The organism is Bacteroidota bacterium (assembly GCA_016711505.1).
In the GTDB taxonomy this organism is placed as follows: Bacteria; Bacteroidota; Bacteroidia; order AKYH767-A; family 2013-40CM-41-45; genus JADKIH01.
The window spans coordinates 95648-119715 of record JADJSV010000002.1; the positions used below are offsets into that span (position 1 = coordinate 95648).

Here is a 24068-nt window from a genome sequence, read left to right on the forward strand (position 1 = left end):
AGTAGATAGTTTGGCTCATTTTTATGATTCAATAAAAATGTATCTGATCAGTGGGTCTTTCGAACGAATCAATATTTTATCGTTCAAGTTTCGAACCCACGCCGTTTTAAAGAAAAAATTACATTCTATAAGGGATTTATTTGATTTACTTTAAATCACCTTAAACCTTCCCATAAAAAAAAAGTCCAAAACCTGCCTAATCCTTACTATTAACAATCAACCTAACTACATCTATTATCCAGAATTGAACTATACATTGCCTAAGTCTTAACAAAACTACCACATGGACAGACGAGAATTTTTAACTCTGGAAACGGAGCAGTCATCTATTAGCAAACATCAGGATTTTTCAAACATTTACAGGACTCAATCCGGTCTTTCGCCTTATACAGGAACCTGGTCGATCAGTGAAGTGAAGCATCTTTTGAGGAGAACTCAATTCGGAGCTAAAAAGTCAGATATTGATTATTTTCTGACCATGTCAATGAGTGATGCCGTAGATACCTTACTGGAATTGATCAACCATCCGCCGTTCAGTTCACCGGCACCTCCGGTAAATAATTATAGTTTGCTGATTACCGATCCAAACTGTGCTGCAGGTTTACCATGGCCGGGAACAGCTGATACAAATAGCGGAACAGTTTATACATATAGTCACAGAAGGAAAAGTCTGAAGTCATGGTGGGTTTCTCAAATGTTGAATCAGCCGCGAAGTATCCGAGAAAAAATGGTTTTGTTTTATTCCAATCATTTTGTGATCGAATTTGACATGGTTACCGTTTCAACCTACGTTTACAAATACAACGAACTATTAAGAAACTTTGCACTTGGGAATTTTAAAGCACTTACAAAAGAAATTACCATCAATTCAGCAATGTTGAAATATCTGAATGGTGATAAAAATACCAATACAGCACCAAACGAAAATTACGGTCGTGAATTGCAGGAGTTGTTTACCGTTGGAAAAGATTCTTTTGGCAATCCACCATACACTGAAGATGATGTAAGAGCAGCAGCAAGGGTATTAACAGGTTGGAAGAATGATCTTGTCGGCGGACTAACATCTGCGAATGGATTCAATTCATATTTTGAACCATTGAAACATGATTCTACTGATAAGTTGTTCTCAGCATTTTATGGCAACACAATAATTACAGGTCAAGCCGGAGCAAATGGCGCTAACGAAACAGATGATCTTCTTAACATGATCTTTGCAAAAGACGAAGTAGCTCTGAATATCTGCCGTCGTCTTTATCGTTTCTTTGTATACTATGATATTGATGCTGCAACAGAAGCAAATGTGATCGTGCCTCTTGCGCAAATTTTCAGAACAAATAATTATGAAATAGTACCGACACTTTCTGCACTCTTTAAAAGCGAACATTTCTTTGATGTACTCAACAGAGGTTGTGTAATAAAAAGTCCGATCGATTTTACAGTTGGTCTGTGTCGCGATTTCGATATTGCATTTCCGGATGCAACTAATCTTCCGGGACAATATGCAGCATGGGACAGAGTAAGAAGCACATCTTCTTTAATGTCGCAGGATGCAGGTGATCCTCCAAGCGTAGCAGGATGGCAGGCCTACTACCAGCAGCCATTATATCATGAGATCTGGATCAACTCCGATTCACTTCCAAGACGAAATCAGTTTTCAGACCGTATGGCATCAAATGGTTATACCTCAAACGGTGCAACTTTGAAATTTGATCCTGTTTTATTTACTACTACTCTTACCAATCCCGCAGATCCGGTTCTCCTGATCGATGAAGTATTAAGTTTGTTGTATTCAATTGATGTTTCACAAGCTGTGAAAGATTATCTCCTTACAATATTATTGTCAGGACAGACAGCGCATTATTACTGGACAAATGCCTGGGACGATTACATGGGTGATCCGACTGATGCCGGGTTTCTGATGATCGTACAAACCAGGTTACAATCATTCTATCGTTATATTATGGACTTGTCAGAATATCAACTTTCTTAATCTTGCAAAAATGAAAAGAAGAGATTTTTTTAAAAAAGCAGCGCCGATCGTAACACTTCCGGCATTGATCAATGGATTTTCTTTCAGAGCATTTGCAGGATCTCCGATGATGCAGGCATTATCGAATTCCGTTCTGACTGACCATGTACTTGTACTCATTCAACTTAATGGTGGAAATGATGGATTGAATACTGTTATCCCTTTGGATCAATACAGTAATCTTTCTGCAGCACGTTCTAATATTTTAATTCCGGATACGCAGGTGCTTCCTTTATCAGGTATAACAGGAACAGGTTTACATCCTGCAATGACAGGTATGAAACAATTGTTTGATGATGGAAAAGTTAACATCATTCAAGCTGTAGGATATCCGTCGCCAAATTATTCACATTTCCGTTCAACTGATATCTGGCTTACTGCTTCTGATGCAAATCAGGTTCTGGATAGCGGATGGGCAGGTCGGTATTTGAATTATGAATACCCGAATTTTCCAATTGGTTATCCGAATACTACAATGCCTGATCCGTTAGCGATACAAATCGGTTCAAGTGTTTCACTTGCTATGCAAGGTCCTGCAGCAAGTATGGGAATGGCAATTTCAGATCCAACAAGTTTTTACAATCTGATAAATGGTATTCAGGATCCCGCACCAAATACTCCGGCCGGAAAAGAATTGACTTATATTCGTCAGGTAGCTCAACAATCTACTGCATATGCAACAGTAATTTCCACTGCAGCAAGTAATATTACCACACAAAGTCCCAATTATCCTACTGCCGGAACAAACTCTCTTGCTGATCAATTGAAAATAGTTGCGCGTTTAGTTGCTGGTGGTTTGCAGACAAAAGTTTACATGGTTAGTTTAGGTGGTTTTGATAATCACTCTGCACAAGTAGATGCAGCTAATACTACAACAGGTACACACGCTGATCTGTTAAGTAAAGTTTCTGTTGCTGTCAAAGCATTCATGGATGACCTTGCATTCCTTGGTGTCGATGAACGCGTTGTCGGACTTACATTTTCTGAATTCGGTCGCCGCATAAAATCAAACTCTTCAGATGGTACAGATCATGGAGCAGCAGCACCGATGTTTGTTTTTGGAAATGCTGTTCAAAGTGGAATGCTTGGAGTAAATCCTACCATTCCTGCAACTGTTGCAACAAGCGATAACATTCCAATGCAATATGATTTCCGGTCAGTGTATGCTTCTATACTTCAGGATTGGTTATGCGTACCGAGTGCAGATCTGAATTCGATCATGCTTCAGAATTTCCAGAATCTGCCAATCATTCAAAGCACAGCTTGCTTATCAACAAATGAGCATGAAGCAAATAATGCTGCAGGTGAGAATCTGATCAGTAATTATCCAAATCCTTTTGTTGAAAGTACATACATAACTTTTAAAAGTAAAGGCGGACATACCTGTGTTCAGATCTTCGACAACGAAGGTCGCTTGATCAAAACTCCGGTCGATGGCGATTATCCTGAAGGAGAATATAAAGTCTGGCTGGAGAATGAAAATTACGCAGCAGGTTTATACTATGCACGTCTCCAGAATGGTGCAGTGCAGCAGGTGAGGAATATGGTTATTGCAGAGTAAGCATAGCTATTTCGTGGTCTTTTAGTGAACTTAGTGTCCTTTGTGTTTAAAAAAATCAGAGGATACACTTTCATTTCCACATCAGCGAACGCACTTTTTTTCTACCTTTCGCCAAATCACCCGATATGGCATCCCGCAGGAATTTTATAAAATACACTTCCTTTGCTACAGCATTTTTGTCCATGCGTTCAGCATTTGGAATTAGAGTTGTAGATGGACCAATCCGTAAACCCGTAGTTATTTCAACATGGCGTCACGGTATTCCGGCAAATGAAGCAGCATGGAAAATTTTATCTGAAGGCGGCACTGCACTTGATGCAGTCGAAGCAGGCGTAAGAGTTCCGGAAGCTGATCCTGAAGTAACATCTGTTGGTTACGGTGGCTTGCCGGATCGCGATGGCAGAGTAACTCTTGATGCCTGCATCATGGATGATAAATTCAATTGTGGATCGGTCGCTTATCTTGAAAATATTAAGCATCCTATTTCTGTTGCTCGAATGGTTATGGAAAAAACACCACACGTTATGCTTGCAGGTGAAGGTGCTTTTCGTTTTGCATTAGCTAATGGTTTCAAAAAAGAAGATCTGCTTACTGAAAAATCGAAGCAAGCGTGGAAGGATTGGTTAAAGACATCTGAATACAAACCGGTGATCAATAGAGAGAATCACGATACAATAGGTATGCTTGCTCTCGATCAGAATGGAAATTTATCAGGCGCATGTACAACAAGCGGAATGGCTTTTAAACTAAATGGAAGGATAGGAGATTCGCCGATCATCGGAGCAGGATTGTATGTTGACAATGAAGTTGGAGCAGCTACTGCAACAGGTGTTGGTGAAGAAGTAATTCGAATTTGCGGATCTCATTTGGTGGTAGAATTAATGCGACAGAATTATTCACCACAGCAGGCATGTGAAGAGGCTGTGAAAAGAATTATCAGACGAAGAGGAGAAAGTGTTGCGAAGAAAACTCAGATCGGCTTTATCGCATTGGATAAGAAAGGTGAAATTGGTTCTTATTGCATTCATTCCGAATTTCAGTATGCGCTTTATACTAAATCGATCGGAAGTAAACTTCTGGATTCTCAAAGTTACTATTGATGAAAGTTGAAATTGCATGTGCTAATTTTGAATCGGTACAAAATGCACACTCTGCAGGAGCAGATAGAATTGAATTGTGTGCAGCATTGGAAGTTGGTGGAATTTCACCATCGTTTGGCTTGATCCGGAAATCAATTGAAATTTTTCAGAAAAATGTTTTTGTTTTGATTCGCCCACGCGAAGGTGACTTTGTTTATTCTGATGATGAATTGGAGATCATGCTGAGCGATATCCATCTTGCAAGAGAAATGGGAGCAGGCGGAATTGTTTCAGGTGCATTGCTTCAGAATAATAAAATTGATATTGAAAAAACTCAATTATTAATTGAAGCTTCAGGAAATCTACCATTCACGTTTCACAGAGCTTTTGATCTGGTCCCTGATCCGATTTCAGGATTACTTTTATTGGAACAATTAGGAGTAAAGCGAATTTTAACTTCCGGACAAAAGGAAAATGCACTGGCGGGCAAAGAACTGCTGAAAACTTTGAATGAAAGAGCAACTTCGATTTCTATATTAGCTGGGGCTGGAATCAATCCTTTAAATGTCTGCGAAATTGTTTCATATACAAAGGTCAGTGAAGTTCATCTTTCAGCAAAGCATAAAACCGGAAATAGTTCATTGGTGTCCATGGGAAATTCTGATTCCGGTTTGTATGACGTTTCTGATGAAAGAACGATACGGTTAGTTATTTCTGAATTAAATAAATTGCTATGAGATATTGTTTTTCTTTGCTTCTGATCCTTATTTTAAATTCGTCGTTTGCCGGTATTTCCAATGATACACTTCTATTGTTTCAGTCAGCGCATTTGTTGCGTGTTGATTCGTCTGAAATATTTATTGCCAAAGTTCCCGGATCTATTTACGCAGATCTCTTAAGGAATAAAAAAATTCCGGATCCTTTTTTTGGTGATAATGAAAAAAAACTGAAATGGATTGAAAAGGAGAATTGGCTCTATATAGATACTTTTTTTCTTTCTGAGCAAAATCTTTCTTCCGCAAAAATCTATTTACTCCTCGAAGGAATTGATACATATGCTGATATCTATTTGAATGGAGAAAAAATAATATCCTGTAACAATATGTTTGTTGCAAACAAAGTTGACGTAAAACAATATTGTCGGAAACGAAATATTTTGAAAATACATATCAAACCAATTGATCGACTTGCCGACTCACTCGCCACAAATAATAATCTGAAATTACCGGGAGGTAACAGAGTGTTTGTTCGTAAAGCAGCATTTAATTTCGGCTGGGATTTCGCGCCTGACCTGCGTGCAGGAGGAATCTGTAAACCTGTAAAATTAATTTTTGAAAATTCTATTGCTATTGAAAGTGTTAAATTTGCTCAGGTGCAATTAACTGCAGCTTTTGCAAAAGCGAGCTTTGAGTTAATTGTAAATTCTTTAAGCAAACGGACTGCAATAATTAAATTGAATAGTCCGGATGCTAAAATTGACGATATTAAATTCTTTGATTTGAATGTGGGTGGAAACAAAATTATTTTTGATGTTAAAGTGTTAAAACCGGAATTATGGACAATAGGAGAGAATGGTAATTCGAAATTGTATGATTTCAAATTTACAATTCTTTCAGGCGACACTGTTTTCACTTCAGAAAATTTAAGTATAGGTTTCAGGGATTTGAAATTAATTCAGGAAAAGGATTCAATCGGAGAATCATTTTATTTTTTTCTGAATGGTAAAAAAGTATTTTGTAAAGGAGCAAATGTTGTTCCACCGGAATATTTTACAGGAACTGCTACTGATAGTTCGTGGACTTCCCTGGTAGAGAAAGCTGCAAGTCTTAATATGAATATGCTCAGGATCTGGGGTGGCGGAGTTTATCCCCCGGAATCGTTTTATGAAGCATGCGATAAAAAAGGAATTCTGGTATGGCAGGATTTCATGTTTGCCTGCGCCATGTATCCCGGTGATACTTCTTTCTTGAATTCTGTAGCACTTGAAGCAGAGCAGGCGATTATAAAGTATAGAAATCATCCGTCACTCGCTTTATGGTGTGGAAATAATGAGAATATCGAAGGCTGGAATAACTGGGGCTGGCAAAAAGAATTTAATTATTCAAAAGACGATTCAACAAAGATAATTTCTGACTACCAAAAATTGTTTGTGCAGTTGTTGAAAGATCAAGTTGAAAAATTTGATGGCTCAACTATGTATTGGCCATCATCTCCTTCGATCGGTTGGGGTAGGAAAGAGAGTATGTTCAGAGGTGATTCGCATTACTGGGGTGTGTGGTGGGGAATGGAACCTTTTGATGTCTACAAGACGAAAGTACCGCGCTTCATGAGTGAATATGGGTTTCAGTCGCTGCCTTCACATAGATCAGTTGTAAAGTTTGCCGGATCCTCTGCCAATAGTTTTTCAAGTCCTGCTTTAAGAAACCATCAGAAACATCCAAAAGGTTTTGAAACGATTGATATTTATTCTAACGAACATTTTAATCCGGCAAAAGATTTCCGGTCGAGAATATATCTTTCAAATTTACTGCAAGCAAAAGCAATGAACATTGCAATACTTGCCCATCGAAGCCACATGCCTCGTTGTATGGGTTCATTGCTATGGCAATTGAATGATTGCTGGCCCGGAATATCCTGGAGCTTGTTTGATTATTACGGAACTGAGAAAGCTGCAGCATATCAGGTTAAAAGAGATTTTAGAAAAGTGGTTGTTGATGGTGAATTCAATGATGATTTACTTTCTATAAAAATAATTTCAGATAGTTCAATAACATTTTCTGCAGATCTTACGATTAGTTTAATTGACTTTGATGGAAATGTCAGGTGGACAGAAAGATCAGATGTAATAGTAAACTCAAATGCTGTAGTCGATGCTTATAAGAAGAAATTAAAATTTTTAAAGAGTTTGTATAAGAGTGAAAGCGCATTTATTGCAGCTGACATAAGCTATGAAGGGAAATCAATTTATACTGATATTATTTGTTTTGAAAAAGGCAAAAACCTAAGTTTAAAAAGGCCATCGGTTTCAATGAAGCGCAGTGAATTGCCGGGCAATAAGCTTCTTTTCGAAATTTCAGTAAATACTTTTGCAAAGAATGTTGAATTATCTATTAAGGACGATGTAAGTAGTTTTAGTGACAATTATTTTGACATGATTCCCGACAAGAAATATTTTATTGAATTCTCACCGACTTATGAATTGGTGCCCGGCGATGGATTAAATTTACGTTCTCTGGTTGATACCTTCTGATCATAATTGAATTATTTTCTTGAATAAAAATAATTACCTTGCCTTTATAAATTCTCAGAAGGTGAAGTTTAAGATCATTACATTGTTATTCATAATTGCGAATTCGGTTCTCGCTCAGCCGGGTCCTGCGTCATTTGTAAATCCTTTCGTCGGTACCGGTGGTCATGGCCATACATATCCGGGTGCTACAGTTCCTTTCGGAATGGTTCAGCTGAGTCCTGATACCCGGATTGATGCAAGCTGGGACGCATGTGGAGGTTACCATTATGATGATAGTCTCATATATGGTTTTTCACATACTCATTTAAGTGGAACAGGAGTGAACGATTATGGTGATATTCTCTTATTTCCATTGAACTCGAAATTTGACCCTGTAAAAAAAATATCTTCCCGCTTTTCACATACTCAGGAGAAAGCAAGTGTAGGTTATTACTCTGTTTATTTGCAGGATCCGAAAGTTGATGTTGAATTAACAGCCACAGAAAGAACAGGATTTCATTCCTATTCTTATAGAAGTTCAGAAGATAGCGCAGGAATTTTTATTGACCTTCGTCATCGCGACAAAGTAATTGATGCACAACTTTATCAGATCGATGCAACTCATCTTGCCGGTTTCCGAAGAAGTTCTGCATGGGCAAATGATCAGTTGATCTATTTTTACATGGAATTTTCTGAACCAATTGTTCCTGAAATTATAAAGTATGATTCATTGGTTACAGCAATTGATGAAAAAAAACTTTCTGCATATTCAGGAAATGTGTATGGTTCATTTCGTTTTAAACTCAATAGCGATAAGAAATTGCTGGTGAAAGTTGCTTTATCTTCTGTTAGTGTTGATGGTGCGAAGAAAAACTTGAAAGATGAAAATAAGAATTGGGATTTTTCTTTAATGAAACAAGCTGCCGTATCTTTGTGGAATAAAGAATTGGGGAAGATTGAAGTGATCAGTGAAGACACTGAAAAAATGAAGATCTTTTATACTGCACTCTATCATTGTATGGTAGTTCCGAATATTTTCAATGATGTCGATGGAAGATATCGGGGAAGAGATGGGAAAATTCATAAAACAGCAACAAATTATTATACAGTTTTTTCATTATGGGATACATTCAGAGCATGGCATCCTTTGATGACAATTATAGATCAAAAAAGATCGCTGGATTTTATTCGCGGGTTTTTAGCACAGTATGAACATGCCGGTATGTTACCTGTCTGGGAACTTGCATCCAACGAAACTGAATGTATGATCGGTTACCATTCTGTAAGTGTGATTGCTGATGCCTATGCAAAGGGAATTAAGGAATTCGATACAGAGTATGCTCTTGCTGCAATGGTAAAGAGTGCAACTACAAAAAGTCGTTTCGGTTTGGATGCATACATGGATCATGGCTATCTTGATGTTTTAGATGAATCGGAATCTGTTTCGAAGACTCTCGAATATGCTTACGACGATCATTGCATTGCAACATTTGCAAAAGCAATTAACAATGAAGAGAAGTATGCAATATTTGAACAGAGAAGTAATAACTGGAAAAATTTATTCGATCATGAAACCGGTTTCATCAGACCCCGGAGGAATGGTCGGTTTCTGACTCCTTTCGATCCGAAGGAAGTTAACAATCATTTTACAGAAGCAAATGCATGGCAGTATACTTTTTTTGTTCCACATGATATTGCCGGCCTTATCAGTAAGTTCGGTGGACAGGAAAAATTCAAAGATAAATTGAATCTGCTTTTTTCTGAAAGCACTAAAACCTCCGGACGAGAGCAAGCTGACATCACAGGCTTGGTTGGTCAATATGCACAGGGAAATGAACCAAGTCATCACATGGCCTACTTATATAATTTTACGAATGAAAAATGGAAGTCCCAATACATGGTAAATAAACTCCGGAATGAAATGTATTCAAATTCACCTGCAGGATTGATTGGCAATGAAGATTGCGGACAAATGAGTGCATGGTTAGTGATGAGTGCTATGGGCATTTATCAGGTTTGTCCGGGAGATCCTGTTTATGAATTAACTTCACCCATGTTCCGTGAAGTGATCCTTCATCTTGAAAATGGAAATACACTTCGGATTTTATCTGAGCGCTTTGGTGAGTCTAATCCATTTTTATCTGATGTTATTCTGAACGAAGTATCAATAGAACGATTAAATCATTCTGACCTGATGGCCGGTGGAGAATTAAAATTTATGATGTCGAATTCAAGAGAAGGTTGGTCAGGTAAGGCTCAGGTTGTGAAAGAAAATAAACGCGATTATATTTCTGTTCCAACAATAAATTATTCATCCGATAATTTTAAAGACTCAGTTGTTGTAAGTCTTACATCAGATTCTGCAACAACCATCTGGTATTCTATTAAAGAGAATGATAAAGAAAGTACTTTGCAAAAATACGTGCAACCATTGCTGATCACAAATTCATGTTTCATCAAGGCTAAAGCAATGGACAGTTCTAATCGTTCAGGAAATTTTGTTGGCGCTGCATTACATAAACATTTGCATCCTGACTGGAAAATTGCTATCAAATCGGAATACAATAAACAATACACAGCAGGTGGAGATGATGGTATCATCGATGGACTTTATGGAGACGAGGAATGGCGTAAAGGCGGATGGCAAGGTTATCAGGGGCAGGATTTCGAAGCGGTGATTGATATGGGTGCGGAGAAAGACATTTCTGAACTCACCACTGGATTTTTGCAGGATACACGTTCATGGATCTTAATGCCATTAAGCATTTCTTATGAAATTTCAACCGACAATATTACTTTCAAAAAAGTTGGTGAAGCGATAAATGATCTCCGGGATACAGTACTGACCAATACAGTAAAAAGATTTGTAACGAATTTCCCTTCTGAAAAGGCAAGGTACATCAAAGTAAAAGCAAAAAATTACGGCGAACTACCAACGTGGCATCAAGGTGCAGGTGGAATGGCTTTTATTTTTGTGGATGAGATTGAAGTTAAATAAATTAACGAAAATTTGGTTTAATCGAATGAAAAAAATAATATTATTTTGGAGTATAGCTTTGTTGACTTCCTGCTCAGGTAATTTGAATGAGAAAAAGGATGGGAATAATGAAAATCCTCAAATGCAAGGTGATTCTGTTGGTAGCAATGTTCAATCTCTGGTAATTGTTCAGGAACTGATTGCTAAAATTGAAAGCGATACACCTAACTTTACGATCAAAACTCTGGAGAACGAAGAATTCATGGATCATGCAACGGATGGTGGTGGGTCTTTGACAGGGTATTTTAAGTCCGGAGAGTTGAGGAAAATTGTTAGCTGGGCCGGACTTTCCAGTTGTTATACTATTAATACATTTTATCTGGAGAAGCAATCATTGATCGCCGTTGTAGGTCTTGAAATGGATTATAATTATGATCATGCGACTACAGCTATTGATTACAGTTCATCCTCTAAAGCTTACGATTTCGCTTTCTATTGTCGGAATCAGCCCACTGAATTGTCGTTAATAAGCATTGCAAATAATGAGATTAGCTGCTAATTTTGTATCATAAAAATCTTAATCTATGAAAAAGCAAATATTCGTAAACCTTCCTGTTAAGGATCTGAAAAAATCTGTAGAGTTTTTCACTTCACTTGGGTATTCATTCAACCCTCAATTCACCGATGAAAATGCAACATGTATGATCATCAGCGATGAGATATATGTAATGTTACTGGTCGAAAAATTCTTTCAGACATTTACCACTAAGCAAATTGCAGATGCAAAGAAGCAAGTGGAAGCAATTATTTGTTTGTCAATGGACAGCAGAGAAGAAGTAGACGAAATTGTAAAGAAAGGAGTCAGTGGTGGAGCAAAGGTTACAAAAACAAATGATCATGGTTGGATGTACCAAAGCGGATTCGAAGATCTTGATGGTCACTTGTGGGAATTTGCTTATATGGATACTGCAGCACTTGAAAAAATGACAGCAGCTGACGGTAAGCTTGCTTAATTTTGTAAAATGTTCAACACTAAGTTCACTAAAAATCGTCACAAGAACACATAATTGAGATTTCACTTGTGATCTTGTGCTGAAAACTAAGTGATCTTAGTGTTTTATTTTTAGATGCTAATTTCATTCTCCTTGCTACCAGTTATAATACTTACTCTCCCAATTCAAACTACTAAACGTTTTCTCATACGACATAGCCAACCAGAAAGTAATTCCCATAAAGGCAATGAAACAATGTACTGTTAGCCATAGCCGCAAGAACATTTCGCTGTCTTTGCTAAGTACATGCATAACCGATGCAGGAATGGAAAAAGCAAGAGCGGCTGCAAAGAACCACAAGGAAACAAAATAGGTTGTAAAATTCTGCAGCGGCCAGGTAAGGATCTTTCGATACCATTTCAGATCTTTTCCCCAATGATGAATAAGAAAAAATCTGCCGTCTTCTAGCTGAGCGAAGAGGAGTGGATCCTGATTTATATTTTCCAGATCAAATGCCTTAGATGGAGCAATGATTCTGAAATCGTCAATTTTTCGGTTTAACTTTTTTTCAAGTTCATTGATTCTTGAAATGGCCTCGTAAGGAAAAGTGGCTTTGAATAAACTTGTTGATAAAAACCGAAGCCGATAGCGAATGCAAATTTTGCGGATCTGATCGAGAGTGTAAATTCTGTTTTCATCTGCTGCAATGACTGATATTGCAGAACTGCTACCGGAAATCTTTAGTCGGTTCAATACATCTTTATCCCTTTCTAATGACTCATTCAGAATTCCCGTCACATCATTCATCAGACGTTGCTGTCTGCTGCGTTCTTTGACAAGTTCCGATTTTATATTAAGACGGTTGAAGATCATTGTTTGTTCTCCTTTTTATTGACAACAATTCCTGTCACTAAATGGTTTTCCGGGATTGTAGATTAAAATTAGGAAATATTTTGATTAGAAGGAAGCTGTTTTTCTCCGCAGATCTCGCAGAACTCGCAGATTCGCCGCAGATTTGCTGAATAAATAAATATTTCAATCTTTTTCCTGTTGAATTGATTTTAACAATTTTTTTTTAGCAAATCTGCGGCGAATCTGCGAGTTCTGCGGGATCTGCGGGAAATAAATCAACAAAAAAAGCCCTTCCGCCGGGGGGAAAATATGCAATTTGACTCTTTTCCAATTCTATTTGAGTGAAGATCAATAATCCATTCCACCACCCATACCATGAGGCATAGCCGGAGCAGAAGCTTTATCTTCTTTCACTTCTGAAAGTACACACTCAGTAGTCAATAACAATCCTGCAATTGAAGCAGCATTCTCAAGAGCTACACGTGTAACTTTAGTAGGGTCAATTACACCGGCAGCATAAAGATTTTCATATTTATCTGTACGTGCATTGTAACCGTAATCTTCTTTTCCTTCACGCACTTTGTTTACAATGATTGAACCCTCAAGTCCTGCATTGGCAACGATCTGGCGAAGAGGTTCTTCAAGAGCACGTTTAACAATTGCAATACCTGTTGTTTCATCTTCGTTGTCACCAACCATTTTCTCAAGAGCCGGAATTGTACGGATGTAAGCAACGCCACCACCCGGTACTATACCTTCTTCAACCGCAGCGCGAGTAGCATGTAATGCATCGTCAACACGGTCTTTCTTCTCTTTCATTTCAGTTTCAGTAGAAGCACCTACATAAAGAACTGCAACACCACCTGCTAATTTAGCAAGACGCTCCTGAAGTTTTTCTTTATCATAATCTGAAGTTGTGCTTTCGATCTGAGCTTTGATCTGATTTACACGAGCAGTGATGTCAGCTTTTTTACCTGCACCATTTACGATCGTTGTATTGTCTTTGTCGATTGTGATCTTCTCAGCTTTTCCAAGATAAGTAAGGTCAGCGTTCTCAAGTTTGAATCCTCTTTCTTCACTGATCATTGTTCCACCTGTAAGGATAGCGATATCTTCAAGCATAGCTTTACGACGATCACCAAATCCCGGAGCTTTCACAGCAGCAACTTTCAATGAACCACGGATCTTGTTCACTACTAAAGTAGCCAACGCTTCTCCATCGATATCTTCGCTGATGATCAATAGTGGATTTCCTGTCTGAACTTGCTTCTCAAGTAATGGAAGAAGTTCTTTCATGTTACTGATCTTCTTGTCGTAGATCAGAATGTGCGGCTGCTCAAGAACAGTCTGCATCTTGTCTGCATTCGTTACGAAGTATGGAGAAATATAACCACGGTCGAATTGCATACCTTCAACGATCTCAACCGTTGTCTCAGTACCTTTAGCTTCTTCAACTGTAATTACACCTTCTTTTTTTACTTTCTCCATAGCATCTGCGATCAACTTACCGATTTCGTTATCGTTGTTTGCAGAGATGGAAGCAACTTGCATTATTTTTTTGTAGTCGTCACCAACTTTTTTACTCATTTTCTGAAGAGTCTCAACAACTTTAGCTACTGCTTTGTCGATTCCTCTTTTAAGATCCATTGGGTTTGCACCTGCAGTTACGTTTTTCAAACCTGCAGTTACGATTGCCTGAGCAAGAACAGTAGCAGTTGTTGTTCCATCACCTGCAACATCTGCAGTTTTAGAAGCAACTTCTTTTACCATTTGCGCGCCCATGTTTTCAACGCTGTCTTTTAATTCGATTTCTTTTGCAACGGTTACACCGTCTTTAGTGATTGCAGGTGATCCGAATTTTTTATCGATGATCACATTACGTCCTTTTGGACCCAGCGTAACTTTTACTGCATTTGCTAAAGCGTCAACACCTTTTTTCAGGCGGTCACGAGCTTCAACGTTAAAGTTGATATCTTTTGCCATTGTATTTGTTTGTTTAGTTTTTGAATGATTGATGAAAAATTGTGTTCAATTACAGAATAGCGAAAATGTCGCTTTCACGCATGATAAGGTATTCTTTACCTTCAATTGTGATCTCAGTACCGGCGTATTTACCATAAAGTACACTATCGCCAACCTTTACTGTTATAGGCTCATCTTTTTTACCCGTTCCAACAGCTACAACTTTTCCACGTTGTGGTTTTTCTTTTGCTGTGTCAGGAATGATGATACCGCCTGCTGTCTTCTCTTCTGCAGCAGCTGCTTCCACTAATACGCGATCCGCAAGTGGTTGTAGTGAAACTGACTTTGTGTTTTTGCTCATTTTAGTTAGTCTGATTTTATTGTGAATTGAAATAATTTTAGTGACTATGAATTGTCATGAATAGTGCCACCAGCCTGATTTGTGGCATTGTCTGCCATCTTTACTATTAGAGGGAAAATGTGTCTTAAAGTGGACAAATTTTCGGTGACATCATGACATAAAAAAACCTCTTTGCAGAGGTCTTTTTAAATATTATTTAGCTGGTGCCGGTTCAGCGGGTTGCTGATTCGGTTGTGCTTGTTGCTGTTGTCCCGGAGGTGGAGTTCCAGGATTCGTATTGACTGGAGCATTTTCGATCTGCTCTTCTAATCTTGAACCTGCGCCTCTGTTGTCTTTATTCGGTAAGGCCATTCCGGCAACCAGACAAAGTCCGATTAACGTTAAAACTAATCCCCAGGTAAGTTTTTCAATGAAGTCTGTCGTTTTTTTAACGCCCATAACTTGATTTGAACCAATGATACCGGAAGAAATTCCACCACCTTTTGGATTTTGAACTAATACCACTAATACTAAAAGTACGCTGGTTAAAATAATTAGAACGGTAACTGCTGTATACATTATAGATCTTGTTTGTCCGGATTGTTGTACGAATTGTCGATTTCTTCAATAAGGGCCGCAAAGTAAGCCTTTTTTTCGGGATGAAGCAACATTAATTTTTGATATGCTGACCGGGCTTTAAGGTGTGCCCCCTGGAGACTGTAAATTTTCGCAAGTGTCTCAGAAACAAGGTCTTCATGCTCAATCAGACTCTTTTGGGCTTGTTTGGCCGGAGAATAAAATTCCGTTTTAGATGGAACTATTCTTGGCTCTGTAGCAATAAATTTGTCGATGAGAGTTTCGGCTTCAGCAATTTTCACGGGCGCCACAGGTGTTTTTGGTTGCTCAGTTTCCGCTTCCGGTTGTTGAATCTGCCCGCTATTTTGCCCGATTTCAGAATTCTGTTTTATAATTAAAGTGTCAGGAGTTTTTTCATAAGCGTGAACTTCTTCGATCTTCCCAAACTCACCAACTTGTTTTTGTTTTAACCAGTCCATGAAGGTTCTGGGTTCAACTGATTCTTCTTTTGAAACTTTTTCTTTTGAAACTTCCTCTTTCTGTTTCTTCGCACCTTCCAGCAATGGTAGATTTTCGAGCGAATGAATAATAGTGGATTCTAAAGCATACTCAAGTTCGCCGAGATCAACTTCATCATTTCTGTTTTCAGATTCTTTAGCAATTCGCTGAATGATCTCTTCAGGATCTTCACCTGTTATATGTGATGCATTAATTCCTGTATTCTTTTCTTCCGGCTCTTCAATTTTTGCATTGACAATTGGTGTACCGGTAACTTCTATGGTATCCTGAATCTTTTCCTGGATATCTTCCGTCACATCCGAATCATTTCCGGAAAGATCATTATTGAGAACTTCTGTATTCCTTTCTTCTGAAAGTTCAACTTTTTCTTTCTCATGATTGTCTATTAATGCCTCAACAACATTTTCACCGAAAGAAGGAATAGATTCTTCCTTTTCTGTTTCGATAACAGGTGTAGAAGTACTATCTTTTCTTTCAATGATTATATTTTCCGGTTCACTTTTCTCGTTCTTCCTGAGAATTTCTTTCAGACGTTCCCTGATAATATCATGCGGGTCTCCTGATGCAGGTGTTGATGCGGAAGCAGGAATCCAGCCGGAAATAGTTGGATCTTCTTCTTCTGCATGAATAGAATCGAAATTATTTTCTTTGGTATTTGAAAAAACAGGTTCGAAGATTGGAATCGGTTTTTCATCGACTTCCTGAAAAGTTGAATTGTCTATTTCAAATATTGGTTTTTCAATAAAAGGACTCTCATCTGAAACGACTTCTATTGCAGAAGGAGATATGAATGGCGATTCTGGATTTGATTCTACAAATATTGATTTCGGTTTGTGATTGATCAGTGCATACAATGATTTTCTATCGCCACAATATGCTGCTGCAATTTTCAATTGCTTATCAAAACGAACATGTTCCTGTTCACGCATTGCTTTGGCTAATAATGCCTGCGCTGTCTGGAAGTAAGGGAATTCCTGCACATAACTCTGTAATCCGGAGATCGCATCTTTTTGAGATGTTCCGGACACGTCCATGTACGATATGAATTCTTTGTAATCCATTACCAGTTAATTACCGCTTTATTAAAAATATCATCTGCTAGTTGTTCATTGATCTCTGTGATCAATTGCTCTTCGATTGAGTTGATATTTATATTGCTCTGAAAATCGGCGTACCTTGAAAAAGTAGTTTCGAAATTTTGTTTTTCGTCTTTCAGATTGGTGAATTTCACATTGACTGAAATCGTTAACCTGTTTTGAGCAGCTACTTCATTCGATTGAATCGCCTGCGGACTTACGTTATACGATGTTATAGAACCTTCAAGTGTGAGGTCGCCGGATGAATTGGTGAGTGAAAGACTTGTTCCTGTTAAAAATTTATCTTTTAATTTTTCCGTGAAAGTCTGACTTAAGTTAGAAGGCCCGAGCGCAGCAGTCTTTTGAAAATAACGGATGTCAATTGTCTTTACATCAGGAGAAATTGACGCGCCGGTCATAGAATAATTAACCTTACATGCATTGCTTAACAATATCAGAATTGACATGGTCAAACAGATTGCTGTTGATCGAAGGTTAAAAATAGTATGTTGTCCGGTTTTCAAATCTGTTACAATATTATTCCTTTTTATTTAAGAATTAAAACACTAAGACCACTAAGTTTTTGTCACAAGAACACAAGTGGATGTATTTGAAATAAATTCGTGTGATCTTGTGCTATTTTTTAGTGAACTTAGTGTTTATTTTTATTCAACTTGGGATCAATGAATCCCGTATTCATTCATCTTCCTATAAAGCGTTCTCTCAGAAATACCCAGTTCTTTAGCTGCAAGTTTTCTTCTGCCTTTATGTTTTGATAAAGCTTTTTGAATAAATTCTTTTTCTTTGTCAGTCAATGACAATGACTCATCTACAATTACATGTTTCTGAATTGGAGAAACAGTAATTGAAGGTTGTCCGGCCGATGGTTGAATTGTAAAATGAGTTTCGTTGTTATTATTATTATTGTTCGCCTCGCTTGTTTCAAGTTCATGAATCATAGGACTTGATTTTTCCTGCCATGTGCGATCATTCGGAGTATGTTGTATGATCTGATTGACTAACGATCGCAAGTCATTCATTTCCTTTTTCATTTCAAAGATCAGTTTGTACAAAACTTCTCTCTCATTGAATTCCTTGCTGTTGTTCATCTCATCGCGCATCAGCACGGGTAAATTGTTCAGTGGAGCAGGAGGGAGGTAATTCAATAATGTATCGGCAGAAACCTCTCTTGATTTCTCAAGGATAGACATCTGCTCAGTAATATTTTTCAACTGACGAATATTTCCCGGCCAGCGATAGTCTGTTAGGATCTGCATCGCTTCCGCTTGCAATGAAAGCGCAGGAATTCTATATCTCTCCGCAAAATCATGAGCAAATTTCCGGAAGATAAGATGAATGTCTTCTTTGCGGTCACGAAGCGGTGGAATGCGGATAGGAACAGTATTCAAACGATAATAAAGATCCTCCCTGAATTTCCCATTCTCAATTGCACGAAGCATGTCAACATTCGTTGCAGCAACTACACGTACATTTGTCTTTTGCGATTTTGATGAACCGACTTTGATGAACTCACCTGTCTCAAGTACACGTAGTAAACGAACCTGAGTGTTTAGTGGCAATTCACCGACTTCATCTAAAAAAATTGTTCCGCCATTGCTGACTTCAAAATATCCTTTGCGTGCTTCATGCGCTCCGGTGAACGATCCTTTTTCATGACCGAATAATTCTGAGTCAATCGTGCCTTCCGGAATCGCACCACAGTTTACGGCAATATAAGGTCCATGTTTCCGCGGACTCAACTGATGAATGATCTGCGGAAAAACTTCTTTACCCACACCGCTTTCACCCGAGATCAATACAGAGATCTCCGTCGTTGCTACCTGTTTTGCAACATTGATAGCATGCTCCAGCAACGGCGAGTTTCCGATGATTCCAAAGCGGGCTTTTATTTCGTTGATGGTCATTTGTTCGTTGTTGGTTTTTTGTCTTACGTCTTACGTCTTACGTTTTACGTTTTTCGTGAATCGTAAATCGAATGCCCCTGTAGGTCACTAATTCCGCAATCCGCAATCCGCAATCCGAATTTCACTATTCACTATTCACTATTCACTGTCCACTATTCACTATTCACTATTCACTCGTCGTTACATCTATTCTCCTATCAAAGTCGCCGGCGTACAATCCACAATCGTCACCTCGACATAATCTCCGGGTTGATGATTTTTGCGTGGAAGGATGACAACTTTATTCTCAGAATTTCTTCCTGATAAATGTTCTTTCGAACGTTTGGAGAAATTTTCTACCAGCACAATACTTTTTTTGCCGATATCTTTTTTATTGCTTTCGTGAGAAAGTCTGCTTTGTAATTCAATGATCTCTGTTAAGCGCCGTGACTTAATTGATTCGTCGATGTCATCCGGATATTTTCTTGCGGCCAATGTTCCAGGACGTTCGGAGTATTTGAACATATAAGAAAAATCGAATTGCGACCATTCCATCAGACTTAATGTTTCCTGATGTTCTTCTTCTGTCTCCGAACAGAAACCTGTGATGATATCAGTCGATAATCCTGCGCCTGGTAATATTCTCCTTATAGCTTCAATGCGATCCATGTATTGTTCGCGTGTATATCCGCGATTCATTTTATCAAGCACTCTTGAATTTCCCGATTGAACCGGCAAGTGAACATATTTGCAAATGTTATCATATTTTGCCATAACATGCAAGACAGCATCTGTCATGTCACGCGGATTGCTTGTAGAAAAACGAACGCGTAAGCCACTGTTCGCCTGAGCAACTTTTTCCATCAGATCGGCAAACGTTGTAAATCCTTTTTGTTCTTCTTCAGGTAATTTATGATCCATTGCTAATTTTACAACTTCAGGATCAAGATCTTTTTTCTGTCCGCCGCCCCAGAACAAATACGAATCGACATTTTGTCCAAGCAACGTTACTTCACGATAGCCCGCTTCGTACATTTGCTTCGCTTCATTGACAATCGATTCCGGGTCACGACTACGTTCACGTCCGCGGGTAAATGGAACAACACAGAACGAACACATATTATCACAACCGCGCGTGATGGAAATAAATCCGTTGATGCCATTACTTCCCAATCGAACCGGACTGATCTCTGCATAGGTTTCTTCGCGTGAAAGAAGAACGTTGACAGCCTTTTGCCCCGACTCAGCAGTAGCAAGTAAGTTAGGAAGATCACGGTATGAATCCGGACCGACCACGATATCGACCAGTTTCTCTTTTTCAAGAAGTTGATCTTTTAATCGTTCAGCCATGCAACCAAGCACACCGACGATTAGTTCATCATTCCGTTTTTTATTTTTTTTGATCTCGCGCAAACGAGCCCATACTCTTAATTCAGCATTATCGCGGATGGCGCAAGTGTTCAGGAAGATGACATTTGCTTCTTCGATTACCTTAGTAGTTTCATAACCCATTCCGGTCATGATGGAAGCTACGATCTCGCTGTCCGAGAAATTCATCGCACATCCATAACTTTCCAGGTACATTTTCTTTCCATTAGGAATCACCGGAACTTCAGCCATAACAGCCTCGCCCTGACGGTCCTCATCGATCACTTTTATTCCTTCCAGATGCATATTTCAAAAATTGGAATGCAAATATAGGCTATAAAACGGAGGGTGACAAGTTGGCAGAAGGTTAAATTTAGGGCTTTTCGGAAGACAATCCAATTAGGCTGTCCGGATCAGAATTCAAAAGTCGAAAAACGAGGAAAATTGGAAGGACAGGGGATAAAAGGTCAAATTCGATAATTGCAATTAAAATTGAATACAGGAAATTTGATTCAATTATTTTCCGGAAAATTATTTTTAAAGCAATCCATTTATTAAGTGACCAAAGTTCTTTCATTGATTTTTTTATATTTGAAAAAAATCTGAAAAACATGAAAAATAAATTTTATTTCTTAGTCATTTTGTTTGTTTCACTTTTTTTCAAAAGCTTTTCACAAGGATATGAAATTGGAGAACGAATTGGTTCTAAAGAAACAACTCAAATAATTATGATAGGGAGCGATGAAGAAAATTTTTATACAATAAAATTAGAGCAGGAGAGTAAAAAGCAGAAATCAGGGAGTTTAGAAGCTTATTCACTTGACGACATGAAAAAAGTTTATTCAATTGGATTTGGTTCTGATCAACTTGATGAAAATTTAGAATCAATCGTTGGATTCTATATCAGTAAAGTAGGTATAGTTTGTGCATATACCCGGATAACTAAGTCACCCAAAAGTTTTTCGCTTATGTTTGGAGTTATGAGCTTTGATGGCAAATCCGGCTGGGAAAGTAAACCGGTAATTGAAATCATGAATGAAGGTTCGTCAGATAATTATTATTTTGTTATCAAACAAAGAGATGACTTATCGTTTATCTGTTATTCAAGGAAACAAATGAGTCAAACTAACTATTATTTTAATTTAGTTCCTGTCGCATATTTGAATCCTCAACTTGAAGAAAAATTTAATAAGGTCTGTACATTGGAATGCACAAGAGCAGTAGTGAACGATATTTATCTCAGTAAATCAAACATGATCTATTTGTTTTATTCGGAGCATCTGATGAAATCACCTACTTTTATTCCTAAAGTTCTTACTATAAATAGTAGTACAGGTGAAATTAGAAATAAGGAAATTTGGGATTATGACAAAGCTTTGAGAACTAAAAATTATACTTTACTTTATAAAGACAAGGTTGCTTTTGCAGACGAAGAGAATGGAAATGTCATCGCATGTATTCCTTTTTATTGGAATAAAGTCAAAGATGAAGATAAGGAAGGATTTGCACTAATTAAGTTTGACAGTAATGGATTTCTTATTGAAAAAAAATCAATAACATGGGATGAAAAAATTCTATCAAAGGATGCTTATGGAAAATTGTTCGATATAAAATCAATTGTTCCTCTAGGTGAAAATAAATATTCTATAAATATGTGTTCTGTGTATACTTATTCTAATGGTTACACTTCCTCAACGATCAATTATAATTTTGTAAATTCTGTTATTGAAAATGAAAAGTTTCTGAGTACAAATCATATTTCAAGATATGTAGAAACGGGAGATAATGCTAAAGACTATAATTTTCAATTTATGTACCAGAAACGTGAGAAAACATTTTATCTTTATAATCAAATGGTAAAATATTTGAAAAATGATGAAAGTACCCGCACCTCAGACTTTTGGACAGAAGTTCGTGCAGCAGGTTGTTTATTTGACGGAAACGGTTATCAGACGCAAAAAGATTTGAATATTGTAATAGACAACCACAAAGACTGTCAGATACAACCAACTCAATCAGTCATGGAGGGTAAAAGTAAAGTCATAACTGTCGCCAGGGCTGGTGACTTTTTATACTTTGTGAAAATTAATCTTGATGTGATTTAAAGTTATTAAACAGCATGATAAATTCACAAGAATCTCTGCGTACTTTCTGAGGATTTCTGCGAAACTCTGCGGAAATAATTTTAACGAAAATAAATCTTTCACCCAAACAAATCCAACTGCCCATTCCTCGCCGGTCTTTTAAACAATGAAAAATCATATTCAGGAAAACTCCGCCCCGAGAAAAACCGCTTCACAGAATTTTTAAATAACTGATGAATACTTTCTGCTTCAACTCCATCACCTTTCATTCTTCTTCCAAAGTGCGAGTCATTCAGATTTCCGCCATGTGCTGCACGGATTTTATTCAATACTTTCTCAGCTTTGTCAGGATATGCTTTGTGGATCCAGTCGGTGAAGATTTCTCCTATATCACCATTGAGTCGTACCATCGTCATTCCGGCACGTAACGCACCTGCGTCTGCAGCAGCTTCAACAATTGCCGGGATCTCATGACTGTTTAGTCCGGGAATAATAGGAGCAACCAGAACACCCGCAGGAATTCCATTAGCATTCAAAGTCCGCACAACTTCCAGCCGGTTTTTTGCAGTGGCAGTTCGCGGTTCAAGATTCAATCGCAGATCTTCATCGAGTGAGGTAATACTGATCATCACATGCACCAGATTTAATTCAGCAAGTTGTTTCAACAGATCCATATCGCGTAAAATAAGTTTATTCTTCGTGATCATCCCAACCGGATTACGAAACTTCAGTGCAACTTCCAGAAGTTGTCGTGTGATCTTAAATTTCCGTTCAGCAGGCTGATAACAATCCGTATTTCCCGACAACATGATAGGAGCAGGCTGCCAGCTTTTTTTCATCAACTCTGCTTCAAGTAATTTCGGCGCTTCCGGTTTGATCAGAATTTTTGTTTCAAAATCAATACCCGGACTCAAGCCCCAGTATGCATGCGTGTTTCTTGCATAACAATAGATACATCCATGCTCACAGCCTTGATATGGATTCATAGAGAAACCGAAATTCAGATCCGGACTTTTTACTTCATTAATAATTTTCCTCGTAAACTCTTTCAGGTATTGAGTAGTCTTGTTCAACTGCAACTCTTCATCCAAGCCTTCAATGTGTTCAGTAACCAATTCATGTTTCAAAAAGCGGTTGGCAGTATTGAGCTGCGCTCCACGTCCTTTGATCATTTCGGTTCTATTGCGATCATTACTCATTCAAGTAATATAAAGGAAAAATCTATTCTCAATTATTAATGCAGTAAATTCAAAAGTTAAAGTTTCCTTTCAATCTATTCATGTTACATAAAAGTTCCATCATTTTCGCGGTAACGAATGTGAAATGAAAAAGAGTCCTTTGATTATTTAAAAAAAGCTGTGCGCCGCGGCGTATAGTCATACCGGAGGGGAAAAGCAGGGGCTTCCGGTAGGGCGTCAGCCATTTTTTTTAAACCAATCATTGATCATTTTGTTTCAGGTACAACAGAAAACCAGAAGCGCTCGTTTTATTTCGCGCCCCCGGGGTTTAATATGCGTTAT

Annotated in this window: 18 protein-coding genes; 9 read left to right on the forward strand and 9 right to left on the reverse strand. The window is 38.0% G+C overall.

Going from position 1 to position 24068, the window contains the following annotated elements:
- The first annotated feature begins 283 nt into the window (after positions 1-283).
- From IPL24_04040 to IPL24_04075, 8 genes are all read left to right on the forward strand, one after another.
- On the forward strand, positions 284-1990 hold the full coding sequence (locus IPL24_04040; protein ID MBK8362861.1) for a DUF1800 domain-containing protein: 1707 nt from the start codon (positions 284-286) through the stop codon (positions 1988-1990).
- 10 nt (positions 1991-2000) lie between these two features.
- Positions 2001-3590: a DUF1501 domain-containing protein gene (locus tag IPL24_04045; protein ID MBK8362862.1), complete on the forward strand. Its 1590-nt coding sequence runs from the start codon at positions 2001-2003 to the stop codon at positions 3588-3590.
- Between the two features lie 125 nt (positions 3591-3715).
- Positions 3716-4690 (forward strand): N(4)-(beta-N-acetylglucosaminyl)-L-asparaginase, encoded by a 975-nt coding sequence (locus IPL24_04050; GenBank protein ID MBK8362863.1) that lies wholly within the window; start codon positions 3716-3718, stop codon positions 4688-4690.
- Entirely contained in the window at positions 4690-5406 is a 717-nt protein-coding gene (locus IPL24_04055) for a copper homeostasis protein CutC (GenBank protein ID MBK8362864.1), read from the forward strand. The genes IPL24_04050 and IPL24_04055 overlap by 1 nt, the downstream gene beginning before the upstream one ends.
- Entirely contained in the window at positions 5403-7919 is a 2517-nt protein-coding gene (locus IPL24_04060; protein MBK8362865.1) for a glycoside hydrolase family 2 protein, read from the forward strand. The genes IPL24_04055 and IPL24_04060 overlap by 4 nt, the downstream gene beginning before the upstream one ends.
- Positions 7920-7938: 19 nt before the next feature.
- Complete coding sequence (locus tag IPL24_04065; protein ID MBK8362866.1) at positions 7939-10896, forward strand: GH92 family glycosyl hydrolase; 2958 nt, start codon at positions 7939-7941, stop codon at positions 10894-10896.
- 25 nt (positions 10897-10921) lie between these two features.
- The gene (locus tag IPL24_04070) at positions 10922-11434 is read left to right on the forward strand and encodes a hypothetical protein (GenBank protein MBK8362867.1); all 513 of its coding nucleotides are present in this window, start codon (positions 10922-10924) and stop codon (positions 11432-11434) included.
- A 25-nt stretch (positions 11435-11459) separates the two neighbouring features.
- On the forward strand, positions 11460-11888 hold the full coding sequence (locus IPL24_04075) for a VOC family protein (protein MBK8362868.1): 429 nt from the start codon (positions 11460-11462) through the stop codon (positions 11886-11888).
- A gap of 135 nt (positions 11889-12023) precedes the next feature.
- On the opposite strand, the gene IPL24_04080 is transcribed toward IPL24_04075, so the two are convergent.
- From IPL24_04080 to miaB, 8 genes are all read right to left on the reverse strand, one after another.
- A complete protein-coding gene (locus tag IPL24_04080) occupies positions 12024-12740 on the reverse strand; it encodes a hypothetical protein (protein MBK8362869.1) in 717 nt (238 codons plus the stop codon).
- Positions 12741-13067: 327 nt separating this feature from the next.
- Positions 13068-14702: a chaperonin GroEL gene (gene groL / locus IPL24_04085; protein ID MBK8362870.1), complete on the reverse strand. Its 1635-nt coding sequence runs from the start codon at positions 14700-14702 to the stop codon at positions 13068-13070.
- A gap of 49 nt (positions 14703-14751) precedes the next feature.
- The gene (locus IPL24_04090; protein ID MBK8362871.1) at positions 14752-15042 is read right to left on the reverse strand and encodes a co-chaperone GroES; all 291 of its coding nucleotides are present in this window, start codon (positions 15040-15042) and stop codon (positions 14752-14754) included.
- A gap of 192 nt (positions 15043-15234) precedes the next feature.
- Positions 15235-15600: a preprotein translocase subunit SecG gene (gene secG / locus IPL24_04095; GenBank protein MBK8362872.1), complete on the reverse strand. Its 366-nt coding sequence runs from the start codon at positions 15598-15600 to the stop codon at positions 15235-15237.
- Positions 15600-17177 carry a hypothetical protein gene (locus IPL24_04100; GenBank protein MBK8362873.1) on the reverse strand — a complete coding sequence of 526 codons (1578 nt, stop codon included), beginning with the start codon at positions 17175-17177 and terminating at the stop codon, positions 15600-15602. Before IPL24_04100 ends, secG begins: the two co-directional genes overlap by 1 nt.
- Positions 17177-17659, reverse strand: a complete 483-nt coding sequence (locus IPL24_04105) for an LptE family protein (GenBank protein MBK8362874.1) — start codon at positions 17657-17659, stop codon at positions 17177-17179. The genes IPL24_04100 and IPL24_04105 overlap by 1 nt, the downstream gene beginning before the upstream one ends.
- Positions 17660-17872: 213 nt before the next feature.
- Entirely contained in the window at positions 17873-19117 is a 1245-nt protein-coding gene (locus IPL24_04110) for a sigma-54-dependent Fis family transcriptional regulator (protein MBK8362875.1), read from the reverse strand.
- A gap of 186 nt (positions 19118-19303) precedes the next feature.
- Positions 19304-20770 carry a tRNA (N6-isopentenyl adenosine(37)-C2)-methylthiotransferase MiaB gene (miaB, locus tag IPL24_04115; protein ID MBK8362876.1) on the reverse strand — a complete coding sequence of 489 codons (1467 nt, stop codon included), beginning with the start codon at positions 20768-20770 and terminating at the stop codon, positions 19304-19306.
- A gap of 305 nt (positions 20771-21075) precedes the next feature.
- On the opposite strand from miaB, the gene IPL24_04120 reads away from it, so the two are divergent.
- A complete protein-coding gene (locus IPL24_04120) occupies positions 21076-22569 on the forward strand; it encodes a hypothetical protein (GenBank protein ID MBK8362877.1) in 1494 nt (497 codons plus the stop codon).
- A 98-nt stretch (positions 22570-22667) separates the two neighbouring features.
- Here the strand turns inward: IPL24_04120 and IPL24_04125 are convergent, their stop codons facing one another.
- Positions 22668-23747, reverse strand: coding sequence for a PA0069 family radical SAM protein (locus IPL24_04125; GenBank protein MBK8362878.1), 1080 nt, complete (start codon positions 23745-23747; stop codon positions 22668-22670).
- Positions 23748-24068: the final 321 nt, after the last annotated feature.